The organism is Ramlibacter sp. (assembly GCF_035655895.1).
Lineage (GTDB): Bacteria > Pseudomonadota > Gammaproteobacteria > Burkholderiales > Burkholderiaceae_C > Ramlibacter.
Window position 1 is genome coordinate 148592 of the sequence record NZ_DASRTN010000008.1, and the last position, 18585, is coordinate 167176.

13 protein-coding genes are annotated in these 18585 nt (G+C 67.6%); 6 read left to right on the plus strand and 7 right to left on the minus strand.

What is annotated here, in order from left to right:
- The first annotated feature begins 48 nt into the window (after positions 1-48).
- Positions 49-1038 carry an MBL fold metallo-hydrolase gene (locus tag VFE82_RS10320; RefSeq protein WP_325000222.1) on the plus strand — a complete coding sequence of 330 codons (990 nt, stop codon included), beginning with the start codon at positions 49-51 and terminating at the stop codon, positions 1036-1038.
- Between the two features lie 99 nt (positions 1039-1137).
- Entirely contained in the window at positions 1138-1362 is a 225-nt protein-coding gene (locus VFE82_RS10325; protein WP_325000223.1) for a hypothetical protein, read from the plus strand.
- A 110-nt stretch (positions 1363-1472) separates the two neighbouring features.
- On the opposite strand, the gene VFE82_RS10330 is transcribed toward VFE82_RS10325, so the two are convergent.
- On the minus strand, positions 1473-2588 hold the full coding sequence (locus VFE82_RS10330; RefSeq protein ID WP_325000224.1) for an MFS transporter: 1116 nt from the start codon (positions 2586-2588) through the stop codon (positions 1473-1475).
- A gap of 23 nt (positions 2589-2611) precedes the next feature.
- Complete coding sequence (locus tag VFE82_RS10335) at positions 2612-3505, minus strand: DUF6279 family lipoprotein (RefSeq protein ID WP_325000225.1); 894 nt, start codon at positions 3503-3505, stop codon at positions 2612-2614.
- Here VFE82_RS10335 and glmU point away from each other — a divergent pair.
- Positions 3504-4904 (plus strand): bifunctional UDP-N-acetylglucosamine diphosphorylase/glucosamine-1-phosphate N-acetyltransferase GlmU, encoded by a 1401-nt coding sequence (glmU, locus tag VFE82_RS10340; protein WP_325000226.1) that lies wholly within the window; start codon positions 3504-3506, stop codon positions 4902-4904. The two genes, VFE82_RS10335 and glmU, sit on opposite strands and share 2 nt — an antisense overlap.
- A gap of 6 nt (positions 4905-4910) precedes the next feature.
- On the opposite strand, the gene VFE82_RS10345 is transcribed toward glmU, so the two are convergent.
- Positions 4911-5408 (minus strand): Lrp/AsnC family transcriptional regulator, encoded by a 498-nt coding sequence (locus VFE82_RS10345; RefSeq protein ID WP_325000227.1) that lies wholly within the window; start codon positions 5406-5408, stop codon positions 4911-4913.
- A 129-nt stretch (positions 5409-5537) separates the two neighbouring features.
- On the opposite strand from VFE82_RS10345, the gene glmS reads away from it, so the two are divergent.
- On the plus strand, positions 5538-7388 hold the full coding sequence (gene glmS, locus VFE82_RS10350) for a glutamine--fructose-6-phosphate transaminase (isomerizing) (protein WP_325000228.1): 1851 nt from the start codon (positions 5538-5540) through the stop codon (positions 7386-7388).
- Positions 7389-7569: 181 nt separating this feature from the next.
- On the opposite strand, the gene VFE82_RS10355 is transcribed toward glmS, so the two are convergent.
- Positions 7570-8526 carry a toll/interleukin-1 receptor domain-containing protein gene (locus tag VFE82_RS10355; RefSeq protein WP_325000229.1) on the minus strand — a complete coding sequence of 319 codons (957 nt, stop codon included), beginning with the start codon at positions 8524-8526 and terminating at the stop codon, positions 7570-7572.
- Positions 8527-8558: 32 nt separating this feature from the next.
- Positions 8559-8795, minus strand: coding sequence for a hypothetical protein (locus VFE82_RS10360; RefSeq protein ID WP_325000230.1), 237 nt, complete (start codon positions 8793-8795; stop codon positions 8559-8561).
- 76 nt (positions 8796-8871) lie between these two features.
- On the opposite strand from VFE82_RS10360, the gene VFE82_RS10365 reads away from it, so the two are divergent.
- Complete coding sequence (locus VFE82_RS10365; protein ID WP_325000231.1) at positions 8872-12918, plus strand: helix-turn-helix domain-containing protein; 4047 nt, start codon at positions 8872-8874, stop codon at positions 12916-12918.
- Positions 12919-13219: 301 nt separating this feature from the next.
- Positions 13220-14149 carry a hypothetical protein gene (locus VFE82_RS10370; protein ID WP_325000232.1) on the plus strand — a complete coding sequence of 310 codons (930 nt, stop codon included), beginning with the start codon at positions 13220-13222 and terminating at the stop codon, positions 14147-14149.
- A 167-nt stretch (positions 14150-14316) separates the two neighbouring features.
- On the opposite strand, the gene VFE82_RS10375 is transcribed toward VFE82_RS10370, so the two are convergent.
- Positions 14317-17403: a helicase-related protein gene (locus VFE82_RS10375; RefSeq protein WP_325000233.1), complete on the minus strand. Its 3087-nt coding sequence runs from the start codon at positions 17401-17403 to the stop codon at positions 14317-14319.
- A 96-nt stretch (positions 17404-17499) separates the two neighbouring features.
- Positions 17500-18504 carry a hypothetical protein gene (locus tag VFE82_RS10380; RefSeq protein WP_325000234.1) on the minus strand — a complete coding sequence of 335 codons (1005 nt, stop codon included), beginning with the start codon at positions 18502-18504 and terminating at the stop codon, positions 17500-17502.
- Positions 18505-18585: the final 81 nt, after the last annotated feature.

Here is an 18585-nt window from a genome sequence, read left to right on the forward strand (position 1 = left end):
AAAGTAGAATCGGCGCTCTCGCGCCACCCTGGCGCCAGGAGCATCGCCGTGTCCAAAGCCTTCGCCAGCCAGGCCGACCTGGCCGACAAGAAGATCACCTTCGAGCAACTGTCCGCCCACTGCTGGGCCTACACCGCCGAAGGCGACCCGAACTCCGGCGTCGTCATCGGCGACAGGTTCATCCTGGTCAGCGACGCGACGGCCACGCCGGCGATGGCGCGCGACCTGATCGCACGCATCCGCACCGTGAGCGACAAGCCGATCAAGTACGTGCTGCTCACGCACTACCACGCGGTGCGCGTGCTGGGCGCGAGCGCCTATGCCGCCGAGGGCGCGACCGAGATCATCGCCAGCCAGGGCACCCGAGACCTGATTGCCGAGCGCGGCCAGGAGGACATGCAGTCGGAGATGGAGCGCTTCCCGCGCCTGTTCCGCAACGCCGAATCGGTGCCGGGCCTGACCTGGCCGACGATGGTGATCGGCGGCGGCGACCCCACCCGGGGCGAGGTGCCGGGCCGCCTCACGCTCGACCTGGGCGGGGTGCAGGTGCAGATCTGGCATCCGGGGCCGGGCCACACCCGCGGCGACACCATCGCCTGGGTCGAGGACGAGAAGGTGCTGTTCTCGGGTGACCTGGTCGAGTACGAGGCCGGGGTGTACACGGGCGACGCGCACCTGGAGGAATGGCCGGCGACGCTGGAGGCGCTGCGGGCGCTGAACGCCGAAGCGCTGGTGCCCGGTCGCGGCGAGGCGATGAAGGGCAATGCCCAGGTCAACAAGGCGCTCGACTACACCAGCCGCTGGGTGCGCACGCTGTTCGCCGCCGCGCGCGAGGCGGCGGCCGCGAACATGGACCTGAAGGCGGCCATGGCGCACACGCGCAAGACCATGGACCCGGTGTTCGGCCACGTCTTCATCTACGAGCACTGCCTGCCGTTCGACGTCAGCCGCGCCTTCGACGAGGCGCGCGGCATCAAGCACCCGCGCATCTGGACGGCCGAGCGCGACAAGGAGATGTGGGCCGCCCTCCAGGCCTGACGCTCGTTGTCGGAAGCGTCCGACGTGCCGGCCGCCGTCCGACCGACACCCGCTTCCTGTCGCGCTACCTATGCTGTCGGGTAGTCAGGAGACAAGACGATGGCGACAGGAGCCTTTGCCCGGCGGGCGCAGCAGCAGCGCCCCGGGCCCGACCGCATCGCGCGGCAGCAGCAGATGGCCGGAACGGGTGACGTGTTCGGTGCGCCGCAGGCCGGGAGCGGTCGGACCAGGCTGCCGCAGATGGGCGACGGCGACTCGGCGCGCGCGGCCGCGAACCGCGGCGATCGTGCTGCCGACAAGGCGGAGCAGAAGGGCGACGCCTAGGACGCTGCTCCGCACCGCCAGGAGCACATCCCCGCAGATCCAGATGCGGCGGATCCAGATTCGGCGGATCCAGGCGCGGCCATTCCCTGGATTGCCCTGCCCGCGGCGGTTCAGTCCGGAATGCTGCGTGCCGCCACCAGCGTGCCGCACGCCAGGGCGCCCAGCAAGACCGCCAGCCCGGGAACGCCGGCCCATTGCAGCGCGACACCGCTGGCCACCGGCCCCACGGTCGCCCCTGCCGTGTAGCCGCTGATCATGGCGGCGGCCCCGCCCGCCGTGGCGCGGCCATCGAACTGGTGGGCCACTTCCACCATCGTCAGCGTGTACAGCGCACCGCCGATCCCGCCCCAGGCGAGCCCGCCCACCCACAGCAGCCAGGTCGCCCGCGTGGCGAACGCGAAGCCGATGCTGGAGGCGAGCAGGAGCAGCGCCGCCACCGTGAACACGCTGCGCAACGGGAAGCGGTCTGCGGCCAGGCCGGCCGGCATCTGGCACAGGAAGCTGCCGATCCCGATCGCCCCGGCGACGCTGGCGGCCCGGCTGAGGTCGAGCCCGCTGGCCGACGCGTTGGCGGCGCTCACCGAGCCCAGGCCCGCCTCGAAGACGCCGCCGCTGAACGCGATGAGCACCAGCAGCGGCACGGTCCGCATCGTCTCCCAGGTGCCGGCCTGGCCGGGCGGCGGCTCGACGGTCGAGCGGCTCGGGATCGACAGGGCGAGGGCGCAGCACAGCGCCACCAGGCCCGCCGCCGCCCACAGCACCGGCCGCGCGCCCCAGCCCAGCGCCGCCGGCACGAACGGACCCAGCGCGAGGGCGGCGCCGAGGGCGGTCTGGTACAGCCCCATCACCCGGCCGCGCTGCTCCGGCGGCGCCTCGCGCGCCAGCAGCGCTTCGGTCGCGTTCCACAGCGCCGCCGCACCGATGCCGCTGATGGCCGAGCCGGCCGCCCATGGCAGCCAGTGGTCGGTGGTGGCGTAGAGCAGCGCACCGCCCAGCTCCAGCAGGCAGCCCGCCCGGTACGTGCGCACGACGCCATGGCGGGCGAGCACGCGCGGCACCACCGGGATCAGCAGGCCGATCATCAGGAACGGGAGCATGGCGAACAAGCCGACCGCCGACGTGCCGGCCCCGCCGCGCTGCAGGCTGACCGCCAGCACCGGCCCGGCCATGGAGAAGGCCAGCACGACCAGGGTGGTCGCCAAGGCGAACCGCCACACCACGCCCATGGCGTCTCCGGGCGCACGGTCCGTCATTGGGGCAGCGACAGCTCGGTCAGGTCGCGTTGCCAGCCACGCAGCCGTCGCGCCGCATGGTCGCGCTGCGCGGCGGTGGTGCTGCGGTGCACGGCGGCCAGCGAGCGGCAGGTTTCCTGGCGCATCGTGTCCACATAGGCCCGGTAGCCTGCGTCGGGGGACTGGACCAGCCGGTCGAAGAGGCCGCGGACGGCCAGCCGTGCCTCGTCAAAGCCGGCCCCCTGGCCAGCCAGGCGCCGCAGGACCGCCAGCGTGTCCTGCTGGCGGCGACGGCGTTCGGCCAGCACGGCTGCCGGGTTGTAGGCGGAGCCCTCGAGCTGCTGCCGCACGGCGGTGCGCTGCGGCTCGCCCAGGCTGCCGTAGACCGTTTCGGCGCGCTCGACAAACGCCTTCAGCCGCTTGTCCAGGAGGTCCGCCGCCGATAGCCGCACCCACTCGTTCTGGAACTCGCGGTTGCGCTGCGTGAACTTGCGCTCGAGGTGCTCGAGCTGCGCCGGCGTCAGCGCCAGCGCGTGGCCGGCGACCACAGGCTCGACTCTCTGCCGCAGCGCGGTGAACCTCTCGCGCAGGGCGGGCTCGAAGCTGCACGCCTGGTCGGCGGTCACCTCGGCCGGCGCGAGCCGCTCGAACGACTGGAGCAGCTGCACGATGCGCGGCAGCTCTTCCGCTCGGTGCCACGCATGCACGCGCGCGAGATCCTCCCGCATGCGGGGCTGCTGGTCGTCGTCGAAATCGAGGTAGCCGTCGAGCCACCAGTAGCCGACTTCGGGCAGGCTGGCGTAGCCGAGCTTGATGGCGCTGCAGCCGCCAAGGGCCACGGCGAGACTCAGCAAGCCGATAATCCGGGCCAGTGCGGGCGCGGTGCGCAGCAGGATCGAAGGGAATGACATGACAGCAGTGGACGTGGTCATCATGGCCGCCGGCAAGGGCACGCGCATGAGGAGCCGCCGGCCCAAAGTGTTGCATCGTTTGGCCGGCCGTGGGTTGGTCGACCACGTGATGGCGTGCGCGGCGGCGCTCTCGCCGCGCCGCACCGTGCTGGTCACGGGGCACGGTGCCGAAGAGGTGGAAACCGCGGTGCGCGGCACGGAGCAGAAGGCTGGCCGCCCCGCGCCCACCTTCGTGCGACAGGAGCCGCAGCTCGGCACGGGCCACGCCGTGCAACAGGCCGTGCCGGCGTTGCCGGACGACGGCGTGGCGCTCATCCTCAACGGCGACGTGCCGCTGATCCAGCCGGCCACGCTGCAGGCCCTGCTGCAGGCCTGCGATGGCCGGCGCCTGGCGCTGCTGAGCGTGCGCATGCCCGATCCCACCGGCTACGGCCGCATCGTGCGCCAGGGCGAGCAGGTCGCGGCGATCGTCGAGCACAAGGATGCCAGCGAGGCGCAGCGCCGCATCGACGAGGTCTACACCGGCTTCATGGCGGTGCCGAATGCGCAGCTCAAGCGCTGGCTGGCGCGCCTGACCAACGACAACGCCCAGCGCGAGTACTACCTCACCGACATCGTCAAGCACGCGGTAGCCGACGGTGCCGAGGTGGTCGCGGTCGCCTGCGACGACCGGGTGCAGGTCGACGGCGTCAACAGCCCGCTGCAGCTGGCTGAACTCGAGCGCGCCTACCAGCAGCGGCAGGCGCGCGCGCTGATGGAGCAGGGGGTGCGCCTGGCCGACCCGGCGCGCATCGACGTGCGCGGCACGCTCGAATGCGGGCAGGACGTCGAGATCGACGTCAACTGCGTGTTCGAAGGCCGGGTGGTGCTCGGCGATGGCGTGCGCATCGGCCCGAACTGCGTGATCGCCAACGCGACGCTCGAGGCCGGCGCCTTCATCCAGGGCTTCACCCACGTCGACGGCGAGAAGGCCGGGGTGCGCATCGGCGAAGGCGCGCTGGTCGGCCCCTTCGCCCGGCTGCGCCCGGGGGCGCAGCTCGGCGCCGACGTGCACATCGGCAATTTCGTCGAGGTGAAGAACGCGACGCTGGCGCGCGGCGCCAAGGCCAACCACCTGGCCTACCTGGGCGACGCGCAGGTGGGCGAGCGGGTCAACTACGGGGCCGGCTCGATCACCGCCAACTACGACGGCGCCAACAAGCACCGCACGGTGATCGAGGACGACGTGCACGTGGGCAGCAACTGCGTGCTGGTCGCGCCCGTGCGCATCGGCCAGGGCGGCACCGTCGGCGCCGGCTCGACCATCACCAAGGACACCGAGCCGGGCACGCTGTCGGTGGCGCGCGGGCGCCAGGCCAGCATCGCCGGCTGGAAGCGGCCGGCCAAGGCCGCGAAGTAGCCGCTCCTAGGCGCGCACCGGCCTGGGCAGGGCGATGCGCGGGTCGAACTTGGCCCGCTTGACGGCGAAGAAGGCCTTCGCGTTGCGCACGTTGGCGTCGGCCGTGAACAGCCGCTGGGCGATGGCCAGGTAGCCGGGCATGTCCTCGGCCTGCACCACCAGGATGAAGTCGGGGCCGGGCGAGACGCGCCAGCACTGCTGGACGGCGGCGTCGTCCACCACGCGTGCCTCGAAGGCCTCCATCGCGCCGTTGTCCTGGCGGTCCAGCGTGATCTCCACCAGCGCCTGCAGGCCATGCCCGAGCAGGGGCGCCAGCCGGTCGCGCGCGAGGATCGCCACCTGCCGCTCGATCAGCCCGGCCTTGCGCAGCCGGCTCACCCGCCGCAGGCAGGTGGGGGCGGACACGTGGACCCGGGCCGCGAGGTCCTGGTTGGTCAGCGAGGCATCCTGTTGGAGCTGGTCCAGAAGAGCCATGTCGACCGCGTCGAGCGATATTTCTTGCACGAAACTACCCTCAGTGAAACTGAATTGCGTGATTGAAGCACATCGCAAGAAAATTTCAAAAGATGCTGAAACGAGAGGGCATATTTCTTACTGCTGCGCCTAGAGTCCGGTCCATTCAAGGAGTTGCCCATGTGTGGAATCGTCGGCGCGGTCTCGACCCGGAACATCGTCCCCATCCTCGTGCAGGGTCTGCAGCGGCTGGAATACCGCGGCTATGACTCGTGCGGGGTGGCGGTCTACGACAACGGCCTGCGGCGTGCCCGCAGCACCGCCCGGGTGGCCGAACTGCTGACGCAGGTCGAGCGTGAAGGCATCGAGGGCACCACCGGCATCGCCCACACCCGCTGGGCCACGCACGGGGCGCCGGCCGTCCACAACGCGCATCCGCACTTCAGCCACGGGCCCGGCGAGCATGCCGCCGACCGGCCCGGGCGCATCGCGCTCGTGCACAACGGGATCATCGAGAACCACGACGAACTGCGCGCCCAGCTCAAGGCCAAGGGCTACCAGTTCGCCAGCCAGACCGACACCGAGGTGATCTGCCACCTGGTCGACAGCTTCTACGAGGGCGACCTGTTTGAGGCCGTGAAGTCGGCCATCGCCCGGCTGCACGGCGCCTACGCCATCGCCGTGTTCTGCAAGGACGAGCCGCTGCGGGTGATCGGCGCCCGGGCCGGGTCGCCCCTGATCCTGGGCGTGGGCAAGGAAGCGGGCGAAAACTTCCTGGCCAGCGACGCCATGGCCCTGGCCGGCGTCACCGACCAGATCGTCTACCTCGAGGAAGGCGACGTGGTGGACCTCCAGCTGGGCAAGTACTGGATCGAGGACAGGGCGCGCAAGCCGGTCACCCGCCCGGTGCGCACGGTGCAGGCGCACAGCGGCGCCGCCGAGCTCGGCCCGTACCGCCACTACATGCAAAAGGAGATCTTCGAGCAGCCCCGCGCGATCGCCGACACGCTCGAAGGCGTGCAGGCCGTGGTGCCCGAGCTGTTCGGCGACGGCGCCCACGCGGTCTTCAAGGAGATCGACTCGGTCCTGATCCTGGCGTGCGGCACCAGCTACTACAGCGGCTGCACCGCCAAGTACTGGCTCGAAGGGCTCGCGAAGATCCCGACCCAGGTCGAGATTGCCAGCGAGTACCGCTACCGCGACTCGGTCCCGAATCCGCGCACGCTGGTGGTGACGATCAGCCAGTCGGGCGAGACGGCCGACACGCTGGCGGCGCTGCGGCACGCCCGCTCCCTCGGCATGGAGCACACGCTGACGGTCTGCAACGTGTCGACCTCGGCCATGGTGCGCGAGTGCAAGCTCGCCTACATCACGCGGGCCGGCGCCGAGATCGGCGTTGCGTCCACCAAGGCCTTCACCACGCAACTGGCCGGCCTGTTCCTGCTCACCCTGGCGCTGGCCGGCGCCAAGGGGCGGATGACCGAGTCGCAGGAGGCCGCGCACCTGAAGGCGATGCGCCACCTGCCGGCCTCGCTGTCGGCGGTGCTCGCGCTGGAGCCGCAGATCATCAGCTGGGCCGAGGACTTCGCCGCCAAGGAGAACGCCCTGTTCCTCGGGCGCGGGCTGCACTACCCGATCGCCCTGGAGGGCGCGCTCAAGCTCAAGGAGATCACCTACATCCACGCCGAGGCCTATGCCGCCGGCGAGCTCAAGCACGGGCCGCTGGCCCTGGTGACCAGCCAGATGCCGGTGGTCACCGTCGCGCCCAACGACGCCCTGCTCGAAAAGCTCAAGAGCAACATGCAGGAGGTGCGGGCGCGCGGCGGCGTGCTCTACGTGCTGGCGGACGCCGACACCCGCATCGAGAGCGAGGACGGCATCCACGTGATCCGCATGCCCGAGCACTACGGCCCGCTCAGCCCGCTGCTGCACGTGGTGCCGCTGCAGCTGCTGGCCTACCACACCGCCTGTGCGCGCGGGACCGACGTCGACAAGCCCCGCAACCTCGCCAAGAGCGTGACGGTGGAGTGATGGGCGGTGCTGCCCCCGGCAGCAGCGCGAGGAAAAGTGAACGTGAGTAGGGAGTGGTCAGAACGCGAGTAGTCGGCACACGAGAACGTGAGTTTTCCCAATGACGACTGCTGGTGGGCGCTCTTCGCTGCATCTCTCACGATTGCCTTCGGCCGCCTCCCGGTATCGCTCCAGGCGTTAGCTACTGCAGCGGTCGAATGAGCATGGACCACAGATGCTCAGCAGCCGCCTCTGCTGACAAGCGGCTCTGACCGGAGCCGGTGAACCCCATGGTCGTGAAGTACAGCGCTTCTTGGTCAGCCTGCACCGTCATGCTTTCATTGAAGCTGTTGCCGCGGGGGTTCGCATCGTTGGAGTAGCTGATGCCCTGGCCCAGGAAGTCCCCCAGCCGAACGCAGCACTGGCTCACAGACTTCCCGCCCTTGTAGATGATGGCGGTGAACGTATTGATATCAACACGGCGGAAGTCGCCCTCGATGCCATCGTTGCGCTCTGCCAGGGCCTGGAGCGAGCCTTCGAAGGTGCTCGCGATGCGGTCGAAGCTTTCGTGAAGGAATTGGTCCCGGTCTCGCTCGGTGAACTCCTTGCGCAGACGCAAGTTGCTCGAGCGAAGGGTGGCGGCAGCGGTGCTCGGCTGGGGGTTCGCGGCAGGCCGCTGCGCCGCAGGTGCGGGCAGCGCCGCTGGCGCACCTTGGGGCGCAGCGCGCTCCTCGACCACCCGCCGAACCTGCCTGGCGATGTCCACGAAGGCTTCATCGTGGTTCGGCCATGACGTGACCGGCTTGCCATCGGTAGGCACGCCCATGAGCTTGCCGAAGGGGGCTGGATGCCAATCGCACGGCCGCAGGATGACCGGGATGACGACCGCCGTGCCCTCTTGGTGCCGCTCCATGGCCCGGTGCATCTCCCGGGCGTAGCAGTACTCGGACGAGAGGAAGTCGGAGCTGACCAGCAGCAAGATGATGTCAGCACGCTCGAGGTTCTCGGAGATGGCGTCATCGAACGGCGCGCCCGCGGTGATGCGGCGGTCGTGCCAGGTGTCGACCAGCCCCTGATGGCGCAGCATGGCCAGGTGCCGGTCAAGGCGGTTGCGCAGGTCTTCGTCGGCGTGCGAGTACGAGAAGAAGATGGTTGTCATGGCGGGGTGTTGTTCGTCTGGTCGGGCACGCGTCACACGAGGCGCAGCACACCTTGCAACAGCTTCAGCACGGGTTCCAGGGAAGCACCCGTGCCCACGACGTAGATGATGGCGACGGCGAGCGCCAGGCGGCCGCAGAGGCGGCAGACCTCCCGGGTGTTCAGGGCGTTGCGGCGTTCTTTGTCGTCCTTGAACCCGCAGTACGGGTCGTCACGCAGCTTGAGCTGGACCGGGCGGCGCTTCTTCGGTTCATCGGGTTCGTCGGGCACGAGGCGCCTCCGGGTGGTTGGCGGCGGCCATTTTAGAACAACTTTTCAGGATACATGGTTTTGGTGCACAATGATTGTGTTTCCCAAGGAGGAGCGCATGGACGCGCCTGTACGAACTTTTGCTGAGCTGCTGGTCACGTGCCGTGTCGAAGCAGGCATGACGCAGCTGGAGCTCGCCAACAAGCTGGATCTGAAGCAGCAGACGGTGAGCAGGTGGGAGAAGGGACTGGCCCGGCCGCGCGCCAAGGACATCCCCGCGCTTTCCAAAGCCTTGAATGCAGACGAGCAGCGGCTGTTGAACGCTGCGGGCTATTCACAGCATGACGTCGAGCCTGAGGGGGCGCCAACTTACGACCAGGCGCTTCCGCTTTATGCGCTGGCACCAGAGCGCTTCGAGCGTTTCTGCGCTGATTTCCTGGACCGCTACTTTCGCGCATCGGGCGGCCGGGCGTCGCGATATGGGGCGTCCGGACACGACCAGCGAGGCATCGACATCCTTGTTGAATTCCCCGCGAAGGTATACGTCTTCCAATGCAAGCGAGTCGAGGAGTTCGGTGCGCAGAAGGTGCACTCCGCCGTCGCCGAACAAAAGTACCCGGCTGCACTTAGCGTTTTGCTGCTCTCCAACGTAGCGAGTCCGAAGGCTCGCGACGCAATCACCCTACACAAGGATTGGCAGCTTTGGGACCGGGAAGACATCTCCCGCAGATTCCGCGAGCTGCCGATGGTCGAGCGCACTGACCTGGTGGACATCTACTTTCCAGGCAAGCGACTGCAGCTGCTTGGCGTGCCTGAAGACGGGCCTTTGTTGACCGTGGAGAGATTCTTCAAGCCGCTTTTGAAGCCGGGGGGCTTCTTTAGCCAAGACTGGGACTTGGTCGGACGCGACGGCGAACTGCAAGAGGTGCTCAGTGCACTGCAGGACGACCAGGTTCGTGTGTGTGTCGTCGTCGGCGCGCCTGGAGCGGGCAAGACTCGCTTCGTGCGAGACACCATTGCAGCAATCGAATCACGCCATCGCGACGTCCTGGTGCAATGTGTCTCTCCAACGGAAGATGTTCGCTCCGAGCATCTGGCACGTTTGGGAGAGCGCAAGAAACTTCTCGTCGTTGACGATGCGCAGGACAGGGAAGACATCCCTCTGCTCCTGCGATTTGCCTCCGACCCGGACAACAAGGCCAAGCTCCTGATTGCTTCGCGTCCTTACGCACGCCAGCCAGTGGAGGCAGATGCAGTGGGCGCCGGGCTGCATTCCAGTGAAATCAGAACGACCGTGCTCGAGCCGCTTGGCTTGCCGGAGACGAAGGCCTTGGCAGGCGAAGTGCTCACCCGGTTCAATGGGCCGGCCGCAGCAGCGGGCGAAATCGCTGCTGCGACCGTCGGAATGCCTCTCGTGACGGTTATGGCCGCGCAAGTTGTGGCTAGAGAGAAGGTGCATCCGAGCCTCCTGTTGAATGTTCAGGACTTTCAACGCACTGTGCTTGCCCGGCTTCAGGACGTGCTGACCGGGCGAATCGTTGCGGGCATGGATGTCGAGCGACTGAACTCTGTACTCAGGACGATTGCGCTGTTGCAGCCAATCTTTCTCGAAGACCCGGTTTTGCTTGCAATTCTCAATGAGGTTGATGGCATCGCGCGCGAGGACGCGTTGCGCCTCATGCGCCTGCTTACCGATGCGGGCGTGCTCTTCAAGCGTGGCTTGCGCTATCGCCTCGCTCCTGACCTCCTCGCTGACTCAATCATCCAGACCAAGCTTCTGAATCCAGATGGAACGGCATCAGAGAAGGTTTCAGACATCTTTGACCGCGCCGACAGTCAGCTTCTCAAGAACCTGCTTCTGAATTTGGGCAGGCTCGAATGGCGAATGCGAAAGGGCGACGTCACAGAAGGTACGAAGGTTCTGCACAGCTTGATGCCTAAGCTTCAGTGGTTAGATGACCATCGCAACGCTCACGTCGAGGCCGTTGAGGCGGTGGCCTTCTACCAGCCCCGATTGGCTCTCGACTTTGCCGCGAAGCTAATCAAGCAGGGGCATGGCTCCAACGCAGGCGTGTGCGGCATGCTGAAGTACGCGGCCTACAACGGCCAGTACCTAGACGAGGCTTGCCTTCTGCTTTGGAAAGCGTGCAAGGACGATGCGCGCTCCCTCAATCAGCACCCATATCACGGCATTCGAGTCCTTAAGGAACTTGCCCAATTTGCTCCTGGCAAGCCGCTCGACTACGTCCGGCAAGTTGTGCGGTTTGCGCTCAGCCTCCTGAATACGCCCGAGGCGCTGGACGGGCCCTACACGCCCTTTGACATTCTTGAAGGGGCTTTGGCTACCGAAATGCTGACGTCCAGTGCGTCGGCGCGGACGGTGACTATCACGCGATACCAACTGGACCTCTCAAGGGCCAGCGACATCCGAAAAGAAGTGACCACAGAACTGGTGGCTTCGATTGCCAGTGCGAATCTGCGCCGCGCATTTCTAGCCGCCCGCACGCTGGCAAGCGCCCTGAGAGGGCCGCCTGGAGGTGCACGCGACAGCGCCGCCTGGAACGATGCACACACGCAACTGCTTCAAGACGTTTTGCGGACGGTCAGAGCGGCTGAGCTCCACCCCGTCGTTCTGATGAGGGTTGCGCAATCCGTTGGCTGGCACGCAGGGTACGGCAGTGCGCCGCGTAGTGAACTCGCGCAAGAAATCATCAAATCGCTGGATGCCACGCTGCCAGCGCGCTTTGTTCGCGCTTTGATGGACGGCTGGGGAATGGAAACGTGGAAGGCAAGGGAGGGAAGGTTGCGACAAGCGCATGAGGAGCACGCCGCGGTGTTGATTCAGGACCTTGCAACAGAATTTCCGCGAGGGTCTGACTTGTTTGAGTTCGCGTGCAAGTGGCTTGGGGAGGTCCGCGCCGTCGCCCCTTCTGGCCGGAGCACTGCCCACATCTTTCTCAATCGCCTCATTGCAAGCTCCAGCGAGTTCGCTAGGGAAGTCTTTACGCGCCGCGGCGAGCAAACGCCCCTTGCCGAATACGGCGGGGTCGCATTGGCGGCACTCCTGGGCTTCGAGCGCTCAGGAGGTCAAGCGCCTGGCAGTCCGTCGCTCAAAGCTGCTCTGCGCGATGACGAACTGCCGCTTCTGGCCGAGGCGTACGCTCGTCAAACGACTCCTTTCACGAGCGCTGATTTCGCAGTGCTTGGCAGAGTCTTTGGTGCGACGGATGCCCGGGCGCTGCGCTTCACGCCCACTATCGTCCAGCACTTGGCTAATCAAGAGCCATCGTTGGCTCTCGAGTTCGTCTGCAAACTCAATCTCTCCATCGCACCAGATATAGCCGAAGACCTGTTTATGCGGGTTGGCAACGAGCACGGCATCCCGGCCGAAGTCATTGACGCAGACCATTGGACGCGGCTGCTGGCGCTCGTTGGAGACCAGGACGTGCTGGGGGAACACTACGTCAAGGAGTTCCTGCGTAAGGCAATCCAGGTCGTACCTGCTGCTGTCGTTGACCTGCTGAAAGCTCGAATGCTTTCAGCGGCTCGCGAGCACGAATGGGCACACGCGGGTCTCTTCGATGATGACGATGCGGGACTCGGTTTCCTGAGTAGTCCTGGCGCAATAGAGCTTCTTCGAGGCCTTCTCGACTGGGTGCTCCAGCAAAAGCACCCTGAGCAGTTCTCCTATGGAATCGGGCAAGTCGTTGGCGCCCTGTGTGGGCCCTATGACCGCGCGTTTTTGGAAATGCTCCTTGCCTGGATGTCAGGCGGGACGCAGGAGCGAGTGGATTTGGGGGCGGCGGTTTTGCACGCCGCGCAGAACACAATCATCTACGAGCATCCCGCGCTCGTGAGGCAATTCCTTGAGCAGGCCGCTGCTCTGAGCGAGGACGCGCTCAGTGACGTCACCTCCGCGTTCTATGCCGCCACCATGTCAGGCGGCCGGAGCAGCACTCCCGGAGAGCCGTTCAGAGAAGATGTTGAACTCAAAGAACATTGTGAGCAGGTTCTTGCGAGTCTCAGCAGGGTCGAGCCCGCCTATGAGCTCTATTCGAATCTGCTCGCAAGTGCCAAGGAAGGTATCGCGCGGCAAAGGCGCGAAAAGGATGCGCTCGACGCCCAAGAAGCAGAGCAGGTCTGACGCGCTGTCTTTTGTCTGCAGCGCGTCTGGCGAGCGGAGAAGCGCAGGCGTATCCGCCGGCGCCCGGCTCATTCTGGGCAGAGAGGCTACTTGGCGACGTACTCGCGAGTGGTGACACCCTGGGCGTTTGCCACCGTGTGCCACGACTTGCCCTTGCGGTGGTTTGTCTGGTACAGGCCAGCCGCGGCAGCGCCACTGCTTGTAGTTCGCGCGCGGCATGTGGGAGTCGCGCTGACCGCACTTCGGGCAGACCTGCTTGGTCTGACCCACAGTGAAAGGAGGTGACAAGGACGGAAAGGAGATGCAGCCGCGCCGCGGCTACGACACAGACATCTCAGGTGGGGTGGGGGAGGTCTACGACATCGACCGCACGCCGTTCAACAAGGAGCTGGTCTGCCGCTGGACGGTCGAAGGCCGAACCATCAACGTCGGCAAGGCGACCGCGATGGTGGTCTTCGACCGAGAGAGCAAGAAGGCGATTGGATGGAAGGTCTACGTCGGAGAGGAAAGTTGGAAGGAGGGCTACCGACTCGCGCTCTTCTGCGCAATGACATCGAAGAAGCGGCACCTGGAGCGGCTCGGAATCAACGACCCGACTACGTTTCCTGAGGATGAGAACAGCGTTTCCGCGTTCGTGTACGTTGACGGTGGCCCAGGTGCCTCGAAAAGTGGCCCCGGGGCCTTGCAGCGCTGCCGCATCGACATCAAGAAGGCGCCCCCAAATAGGCCCTATTGGAAGCCGACGGTCGAGGGAAGCTTGGGGCACGCACAGGCTGACCAGGCAACAGACGCCGGAGCCTACGACCGCCGCAATCGGTCTCGCTCGAAGGCGAAGAAGCGCACCGCCAAGCTATTTGCAGCCGAGACGGTGTTCGAACTTGAGAAGAAGTTGGTCGAGCATCTGATTGCCTACAACCGCGCACTGGACAAGCGTCACCTGCTGTACTGGGAGACCCCAGACGGCGTATTGGATGAGCTCGAGCGCGACCGGCGCGGTAACAGTAACAACGCGGCCGCCTCAGCGTACGACATCAAGGCCTGGACCCTCCACCTGACGGCGCTCAGCATCGTCAACAACTCCAAGAAGCCCAAACGCCCAGGTCGGCTGAGCAGGCGTCAGTGGGACCGAATCCGGGATGTGGCTGGAGCCGCGCCGAAGCAGCAGCGCAAAAGGCCAAGCAAGGAGGAGAGCTTGGTACTCACGTTCACTTTTGGGTCCGCACAGAAGTGAAGTCCGTGCCCTTCGACCAAGGCTGCCCCGAGGTTTCGCTGCGGGGCGTGCCGGTGCTCGGACGCCCCGATCGGCTCGGGCGGTGACACCGCCTGGCCGATCTCGCCAGCGGCCTGGAGGATCGCTCGGTTCCTTCTGATGTCCCGCGGCCCGGCAGCCAGCGCCCGTCACCACCGCCGGCTCTGGAAACTCTCCTTGGCCGTCTTCCCGAAGCCGTTCTGCCGGACCAGCTCGCGTTCGATGTACCGGCCCAGATGCGCGCGCAGATCGGGCACCGCCTCCCCGTCGCAGTAGACGTCTGGAAACTTGTACGAGAGCCACGCGTAGAGGCTCACATCCTTGCTCAGGAACTCCGCTTCCTCCAGAAATCCGGGCTGCCGCTCCTGCAGCCAGCCGTCCAGGCGCGGCAGCAGGAGCGTGCGTCCCTTCACGAAGGCGAGCAGGCAGGTTTCGAAGTAGGCGAGTTCGTTCGGCTTGTCGTGCGCGATCGGCGCGCAGCTGAAGGTGAACTTGTCGGCCAGCGACAGCTTGCCCGCCATGCGGTCGACGACGCGGGCCAGGCCGATCTGGTCTTCCAGGGCGGCCGTCTCGAACAGGGACCCCTTGGCCGCGATGCGCGTCGCGAAGTACGACAGGATGGGCGCGATCTGCTGCGTCCCCAGCAGCTGCGCCAGCGATTCCACGTGCCACGGGCTCGGCGCAATGGCCAGCGCCGACGGCATCCGGGGCTGGGGCTGCGCGACCATGCGGCGGACGTAGGCCAGGTCTTCGCGGTCCAGCGCCGTGACCCGGCCTTCGTCGTGCAGGCCGAACCGGCCTGCACGGCCGGCGATCTGCTGCACTTCCGCCGCATGCAGCAGGCGGGTCTCCACGCCGTCGAACTTGTGCACGGTGGAAAACACGACCCGCCGCACCGGCAGGTTCAGGCCCATCCCGATGGCGTCGGTGGCCACCACCACGTCGGCCTCGCCATTCGCGAAGCGCTCCGATTCCGCGCGCCGCACTTCGGGCGCCAGCGCGCCGTAGATCGTGGCGACGGACAGCCCTTGCGAGCGGTAGCGGGCGCTCAGGGTCAGCACGTCCTTGCGGGAGAAGGCGATCAGGGCATCGCCCGGCTTCAGGCCGGCGTCGGCCTGCCTGCGCCCGCGACGTGCGGCCAACGGAGCGTCTTCCACCACGAGCGGGGTCTTGCGCTCCAGGATCCGTGTCTCGTGCCGCTCGCCGATCGCGTCGAGAACCTCGACGCAACGCTGGTGGACCGTGTCCGCGCCGCACACGTACACGTCCCGCGCGGGCGCACCGACGAGCGCGGACGTCCAGGCCCAGCCGCGGCCGGGGTCCTGCAGCATCTGGATCTCGTCGATCACGGCGACCTCCACCTCCTGCTGCGGGTTCATCATCTCCACCGTGCACGCCGTGTGGCGCGCGCCCGGCATAAGGTCGTGCTCCTCGCCCGTGAGCAGGTTGCAGGGGATGCCCTGCGCGGCCAGACGGTCGCGGATCTCCATCGCCAGCAGTCGCAGGGGCGCCAGGTAGACACCGGATGACGCGTCCTTCAGCGCCTCGAGCGCATCGTGCGTCTTGCCCGAGTTGGTGGGCCCGAGCCGGAAGTGGATCGTGCGCCCGAGGGTGCGCGCCAGGGGGAAGGCTTGCGGGTAGTCCTTCAGGCGGACGAGCTCCTGCGCGCGCTCTTCCTCGATGCGCCGCAGCAGCGGAGCCACCGAGGCGATCAGCGTGTCCTTCACGCCGTCGCGCAGCTCCTGCTGGCGCAGGCCCTTCTCCAGCGCGAGCCGAAGGCCGGCCAGCAGTTCCGTGCGCTGCACCTGCGACAGGGCATTGCCGTACTCGGCAACCAGGTCCGCCAGCGCCTCGGAGATCGCCTGGCCGATGCCGGTGAGCTTGTCCGGCGCGAAGCACGCGCCGACCCGGGCGGACAGGTTGCCGACCTCCCCGGGATTCTTGGGAAGCGGCAGGGCGGCCTGCAGCAGGACGACCGCCGACCATGTCTGGACCTCGCCTGGCGACACCGCCCACGAGACCGGCACGGTGGCGGTCTGGGTGAAGACGAGGGTGCCGTCGTCCTGGTGCCGCACCTCGCAGCGATGCGCCGCCGTCGTCGCCTCGAGGGCAGCCGCCAGGCGCCGGCGCGCCTGGATCCTGGCGACGCTGCGCGCCCGGGCGGCCCGGTCCTCCGGCGGCAGGGTCTGCAGGTCGGATGCCCGCCATTGGGCGATCTGCTCCTCGGCGATCGTTCCCAGCACGGCGGGATCGAACAGCATCTGCACGCTCTCCTGCCCACCCTTGCGCAGGGTCCGGTGGAGGGCCACCGGCACACGTTGCAGCGCTGTCCACGCGTCGAGCTCCGCCTTCGCCACGCCGAGCAGCTCGAGTGCCTGGTCGTAGCCGATGAGGCTCTGCTCCCAGCGGTGTTGCGCCAGCTTGCGCTCACGGGCGCGGCGTTCCAGCTCCAGCTGGTGCGCGGCAAGCTGCTCGTGCACGGCCGGTGCCAGCTCGAAGATCCTGCGCAGCGCGGTCGGCGACGGCGGCACGCCGTGCACGTCCTTGAAATCGCGCAGGAGCTGGCCGGACTGCAATTGGTCGAAGGTGGCGGGGTCGAACCGGTCCGCGCCCACCCCCTGGTCGCGCAGCCAGGCCTGCAACCCGATGGCGGTCTGCGCAAGGCGGGCTTCTTCGGCCTCCTGCAGTTGCTGGGCGCGTTCGTCCTTGAGGCGCCGCGCTTCGCGTTCCTCGGCCAACCGCTGCTGCTTGCGTTCTTCCTTGCCCGACACTGGCGCGTCGCCCTGCAATTGCCGCAGGCGTTCGGCGCGCTCCTCGGGTTTCCAGCGCCGGGGCGGCAAGACGTCGCCGCCAGCCAGCGCCGCTTCCAGCGCTTCACCGCCGTGCGCGAGCCGGCTCAGCAGCTCGTCGGGCCGCGCCGTCGCCTCCCATGCGGCCAGGGCATGGAGCATCGTCAGGCAATGCGCGACGCGAAGCTCGCCGCCGTTGCGCACGAACTCGGCGCAGAAGCCGGCGTCCGCGACGGCCGCATCGATCTGCCGTTCCAGTTCAGGTGTCGGCGGGGTGCGCCACAGCCCGCGCAAGCTGGAGCGCAAGAGGGGCGGAACGTCGCCGGACCGGGCGACGCTTCGGGCCAGGAGGGCCACCTGGTCGTAGACCACCCAGTTGGGGTGGGCCAGAAGCCGTGTGGGGTCGAGGGATGCGGAGGGCTCGGGGGACGCGGAAGTCTGGGACATCGATCGTGGGTGGCCGGCGGTCTGCCGGAATCCCGGGGCACCCGGGCAGGCGCGCTGTTGGCGCAACGCACCGACCTATGGCCCGCCGCAGGATTATCAAGGCCTGCGCTGGGCCCGCAGCCAGCCTTTCACGGCTTCCACGTCGAGCACCGTCTGGGGCTGGCGGCGCAGCAACACCAGATCGTTGCGCATGCGCTGAGCCTCGGCAGAGATCACCCGGTCGGCCTTGCGCGGCTGCAGTCCCGCGCCGGCCGGCAACCCGGCCGCTTCGCGGAAGCCGGCCTCCAGGCGACGTGTCTCGGACTGCAGGTCCGCCAACTGCGCCTGCAGCACGGCGACGTGGTGCTGCAGGCGCCGGCGATCTGCGGTGGCCCGGTGTGCTGCATCCATCTGCTCCGCCTGCAGCTGCAACTCCAGCAGGGCCAGCAGGTCCTGCTTCGCGTAGGCCTGGTTGGCCTGCTGCATGAGCGCCGTCTTGCGCTCGCGCTGCTGCGCCTCGCGCTCGCGGTCGGGGTGCAGCACGCTCGCGACCCGGCGGTACACATCGCGCACGGACTGGGACACCTCCTGCTCCTGCTGGATGCGTCGCTTGGATGCACTCGCCGCGCGGCGCTTCGCCGCCCATTGCGCGCGCTGGGCAGCGGCCGCAGCGGCCTGCCGCTCCCAGTCCTCCGCGGGGTCGTCCAGGCCTGCTGGGCCGCTCTGCGTCGCATCCTCTTGCGCGGACGAGGCAGATGGCTTGTCGTCGGCGTGCCGGCGCGCGACGGCTTCCATCTCAGGGTCGTCATCCGCTTCCAGCAGGGGGGTGACGGCTTCGAGGATCAACTCGTCCAGCTGCCTGCGTTCGCCGCGCGACAGCCCCGGCTGCAGGCTCGCGTGGTCGAGGGCGAACACCCACTGCCGCCATGCGGCATGCAGTTCCCGCTGGACAGGGCCGACGGCCTGGTGCCAGCGCTCGATCCGGTCCTTCCACTCGGCGAGCGCTGCACGCCACAGGGCGACGTCCTGCAGCAGGCGGTTGAACAGCGTCTGCTGCTGCGCCAGCAGGGGGTCGGCGGCGTCAGGGTGAATCTGAAGGGACTGCGGGTCGGCGTTGGCCATGACCCCATTGTCCGCGGCACGCCGGGGGGCGAGGCATTGGCGCGACGCGTCCGGTCCGCTTCGTGCCCGCTTGCGGCCAGG

What these genes read in the sequence shown, in the direction of transcription:
- VFE82_RS10325 (WP_325000223.1), top strand. Translation starts at nt 1,138, where the DNA reads ATGGCGACAGGAGCCTTTGCCCGGCGGGCGCAGCAGCAGCGCCCCGGG.
- VFE82_RS10330 (WP_325000224.1), bottom strand. Translation starts at nt 2,588, where the DNA reads ATGGGCGTGGTGTGGCGGTTCGCCTTGGCGACCACCCTGGTCGTGCTG.
- glmU (WP_325000226.1), top strand. Translation starts at nt 3,504, where the DNA reads ATGACAGCAGTGGACGTGGTCATCATGGCCGCCGGCAAGGGCACGCGC.
- VFE82_RS10335 (WP_325000225.1), bottom strand. Translation starts at nt 3,505, where the DNA reads ATGTCATTCCCTTCGATCCTGCTGCGCACCGCGCCCGCACTGGCCCGG.
- glmS (WP_325000228.1), top strand. Translation starts at nt 5,538, where the DNA reads ATGTGTGGAATCGTCGGCGCGGTCTCGACCCGGAACATCGTCCCCATC.
- VFE82_RS10355 (WP_325000229.1), bottom strand. Translation starts at nt 8,526, where the DNA reads ATGACAACCATCTTCTTCTCGTACTCGCACGCCGACGAAGACCTGCGC.
- VFE82_RS10370 (WP_325000232.1), top strand. Translation starts at nt 13,220, where the DNA reads ATGCAGCCGCGCCGCGGCTACGACACAGACATCTCAGGTGGGGTGGGG.
- VFE82_RS10375 (WP_325000233.1), bottom strand. Translation starts at nt 17,403, where the DNA reads ATGTCCCAGACTTCCGCGTCCCCCGAGCCCTCCGCATCCCTCGACCCC.
- VFE82_RS10380 (WP_325000234.1), bottom strand. Translation starts at nt 18,504, where the DNA reads ATGGCCAACGCCGACCCGCAGTCCCTTCAGATTCACCCTGACGCCGCC.